Source organism: Alcanivorax sp., assembly GCF_014762765.1.
Taxonomy (GTDB): domain Bacteria; phylum Pseudomonadota; class Gammaproteobacteria; order Pseudomonadales; family Alcanivoracaceae; genus Alcanivorax.
Genome location: NZ_JABURH010000121.1, coordinates 1 through 3886, shown reverse-complemented (window position 1 = coordinate 3886; position 3886 = coordinate 1). Strand labels below are relative to the sequence as shown.

Genomic DNA, 3886 nt, shown 5'->3' with positions numbered 1-3886 from the left:
CGTAGCTGCCTGTTGTCATGTAACCGACACGCAATCCCCCTAGGCTGTTATGCCATGTTATGGATAACCGTCTGCCTGTCATGTCCCGCCTGTTGATTCTTTTTCCCTGCAGCCACATGGGCAATCTGCTGATAGCCCTGCCGCACCTGCGTGCCATGCTGGCCGCACATCCCGAATCACTGCTGATGGTGAATCAGCGCTATCAGACGCTGGTGGAGCAGAGCCTGCCCGGTGAGTCGCGATTGCTGTATTACCCGGAACAGTCCCTGTCACGACAAATGCCGTTGTTTCAGCGCGTCCACAGTTACCTGAAACTGGTCATGGCCATGCGCCGCTTCCATTCGAAGGTGGTCGTGGATATCGAGGGGGAACAAAAGTCTGCCACCTTGGCGCGGCTCAGTGGCGCCGCAGAGCGCATCGGCCCGCATCGCCGCCATGGCCAGTGGTTCTATACACAGCAGCCACCGGTAGACTGGTCCGGCCATCGCTGGCAAGCCTACGCCAGCCTGAGCCGGCCGGCGGCAAGCTCACCGGCACACTATCTACCACTGAATGACAGCCCGGCGGGCCAGGCTGAGCTGGACAGCATCCTCAGCAACGGACCGGCAAACGACAATCTGGTGGCCATTCATGCTGGCGCCACCAAGACCTACAAGATCTGGCATGCGGAGCAATTTGCTGCCCTGTGCCAGCAGTTGCGGCGAGCCGGTCTCACTCCACTGCTGATTGGCGCTGGCCAGAAAGACCGGCAACAAATTGCCCGCATCCAGAGCTTTCTCAGTGACCCGGTGATGGATTTGTGCGACCAACTGAGTCTGGCCGGTCTGGTGGCCTTGCTGAAACGCAGCCGGGGGTTCATCGGTAACGACAGCGGCCCCATGCATCTGGCCGCCGCCTGCGGGGTTGCCACCGTGGCCCTGTTTGGCCCCACCGATGACACCCTCTGGCAACCCCTGTCTCCCCATGCACGGGTACTGCGGTGGCAGCATTGTCTGCGCAATTGCGAACGCAGCAGCTGCGCCCTGGACAGCTACCCCTGCCTGCAACGGATCACCGTGGACCGGGTAATCCGTACCCTGGACGAACTTGGCGTGATGCCTGCCGCCCACCTGGGCGCGCTGAACACGTTGCGTATTTCCTGACGCGACACGTCCTCGAGCCTTGCTTGCAAGGCGAAGGGTCGAAACCACCCTGGAGTATGCTGATACCTTCGCTTTGCAGGCAAAGCGCCAACGATCTCTTTCTTCTGTCAAAAAAAAACCGTGAGGCGTTTCCACCTCACGGTTTATGGACAAGGAAGACGGCTTTTTTGTTATTGGAAATCAGAACCCATCCAGTAGCCCGGCCAGCAGATCGGTAACCGGAGATAACAAATCCAGCAAGGGGGCCAGGGGACTGAGGAGACGCTCATCCAGCTGCTCAGTCACTTCCCGCACCACGATCAGTAGTCCGGAAGACAAGGCATCGCCGGGCAAGGTGGTGTATTCCTCGGCACCGGGAATCTGGTTGAGCCAGAGCACATCATTGACCAGGTTTTCCAGGGTTTGCTGCACCGTGCCCACCAGTTGCTCACCGGTGGCGCTGGTATCCAGCAGCACCAGCTGCTCCAGGGTATTGGCCAGCCCCAGGGACACCGTGGACAGCACCGAGGTCAGACCGGCAAACACCGGCACCTCTGCCGGCACCTGTTCTTCGATGCCGTCAAGGATGTTATTCAGGTTGCGGGACAGCGCCACCAACGGGCCGGCGATAAAGGCGATGTCTTCCACCGTGCTGCCATCACCCGCGTCGCTGCCATCGCCGCCAAAACCGTCCGCCAGGGCATCAAAGGCACTGCCAAGCTGATCAAAAGGTGCCGGCAAACTGCTGGTATCGATGGCCTGCAATTGCTCCGCTGCCGCCAGCACCGCCTGCACGGACTGGCTCATCTCGCTGCTGTCGCCTTCCAGGATGGCAGCCGTGGCCGCGTCCAGCGCATTGAAGAGAATGTCGGTGCCGGCAATCATCTGATCAAAGACCTGACGCTGCTCTTCGGGCAGGTCTGCTCCCACCTGTGTGAAGCCGGAAACCAGGGTTTCACGGAGTTCTTTCAGTGGCCCGGTAAAGTCCGCATCAAAGCCATCCGGCAAGGGCAGCGGCAAGGCGCCTTCCCCCAGTGGCAAGCCGGAGAAGTCATTGCCCGGAGCAATACCCGCCATGGGCTGTTTGTCATAGCAATGGGTATAGGCCGGAGTCAGTTCGCCATCGCTGATCACACCGAGCCCCTCCGCCTCTGGATCCACCACGTAGGCATCCAGGCAGAGCCTGGCCGGCGCCAGCGTGACAGGGTCGGCTTCGGTAGCCTTCATCCAGAAGAAGCCATAGACATCGCCCTGCTGGAAGCGAGCCACATTGCGCTCCGGGTCATCAATGGAGCGAGTCTTGCCCGCCGCACCACTGACCACGAATTCGGTACGACCACACTCCGGTACCGCTTCAAGCACCTGCAGGTCATGGTCGTGGCCGGCAAAGAAAAAGTCGGTCTGATCACAGACCGCTTCTTCCATAAAGGCTTTCCACCGCTCGCCGGCCAGTACTGGCAGGATCTCACTGGGCACACCATCGTAGTTACCGGCATTACCGTGAGTGCCGTTGGACAGGTAGGGGTGGTGAGCCATGGCGATCTTGAAGACCGCATTGGAACCAGCCAGCGTATTGACCACCCAGTTACGTTGATCAACGCCGTAGGTGTGGTAGGCATACGCGATATCCGGATCGCCAAAGCCGCCAGCAATCGGATTGGAATCCAGCGCTACAAAATCTACCAGCGGGCGCGGGTTGGTGTGGGTGGTGCCGGCACTGTGCAGGAAATAACGATCCGGCATGTTCCAGCGGTTGGACAGCTTGCCGTCAAAGTAGGTGTAATCCACCTGGAATTCGCCACGTGAATTGCCCGCACCGTCACCGCCCACATAGGCGGTATTGTCGTGGTTGCCCAGGACCATATAGAACGGCAACTGCACCGGCTCGAAAGGCTTTTCAAATTTTTCTGCAAATTGGGGATCGTCCACACTGGTGACCCCGGACTCGTAGATGTTGTCGCCCAACCCGACAACCAGGTCACAGCCCGGAAACCCGATGTCGCCAATAAACTCGTCTTTTTCCTGACAGACCGTTGCGATGGCTTCGCCAACCGCATACTGGCCTGCGGAACCGCTGCCGGAATCGCCGATCACGATAAACCGTAAGGCGGCAGGGGTATTCAATGTCTCCGGCCCTTCGTCGCCCTCATCGCCGCCCGGCTCGGAAGGAGAATTGGGGGTGGCGCCATTCCCCTCATCATTGGCGCTGTTGGCAGGACTGGAAGATCCCCCGCCGCCACAAGCGGTCAGCGCCAGTGCTGCCACCAACGGCAGTAATTTCCAGGGAAAAGTCATGACATCACCTCATCGGAATTCGGTACAGGAGGATGGAAAACCGCAGTGCGCAGAGAGCGCGGGCGGGACGGAGGCAGGTCCTCGACAATGCGACTGTCGCCGCTTTTCACCGCTACCACCTTGGTCTTGCTGGTATCAATCTGGCCACGCAGATCGAAGGATTCGATGCTCTGCGCGTAGTAGAACTCGCCCTGGGTACGCTGGCGATCCACGTCCACCAGAATGAAACCGCGGGATTTGGCTTCCACATAACGGATATGCGGGTTGACCACCGGGATCAGTACGCCGGCCACTTCAGCAGCACCGTCCGGAAAGCCCGGGCTGGTCACCGCCGGGGTAACCAGCTCTGCTGCCAGCGGCCTGTCGAACAGATCACCAACCAATGACCCCGGGTTGCGATAGATTTCACTGGCCCAGGAGGTATGAATATCCCCGGTGAGAATCACCACATTGTCGATGTTGTTGTCGTC

General features: G+C 59.6%; 3 protein-coding genes. 1 reads left to right on the top strand and 2 read right to left on the bottom strand.

Translation table 11 applies throughout. The features are described from left to right. Positions 1 to 59: 59 nt before the first annotated feature. On the top strand, positions 60 to 1142 hold the full coding sequence (locus HUJ17_RS07905; RefSeq protein ID WP_290510185.1) for a glycosyltransferase family 9 protein: 1083 nt from the start codon (positions 60 to 62) through the stop codon (positions 1140 to 1142). Between the two features lie 180 nt (positions 1143 to 1322). On the opposite strand, the gene HUJ17_RS07900 is transcribed toward HUJ17_RS07905, so the two are convergent. Then, positions 1323 to 3416 (bottom strand): metallophosphoesterase, encoded by a 2094-nt coding sequence (locus HUJ17_RS07900; RefSeq protein WP_290510184.1) that lies wholly within the window; start codon positions 3414 to 3416, stop codon positions 1323 to 1325. Further along, positions 3413 to 3886 (bottom strand): alkaline phosphatase D family protein (locus tag HUJ17_RS07895; protein WP_290510183.1); only part of this gene is annotated, 474 nt, incomplete at its 5' end. The genes HUJ17_RS07895 and HUJ17_RS07900, both read right to left, overlap by 4 nt.

What these genes read in the sequence shown, in the direction of transcription:
- HUJ17_RS07905 (WP_290510185.1), top strand. Translation starts at nt 60, where the DNA reads ATGGATAACCGTCTGCCTGTCATGTCCCGCCTGTTGATTCTTTTTCCC.
- HUJ17_RS07900 (WP_290510184.1), bottom strand. Translation starts at nt 3,416, where the DNA reads ATGACTTTTCCCTGGAAATTACTGCCGTTGGTGGCAGCACTGGCGCTG.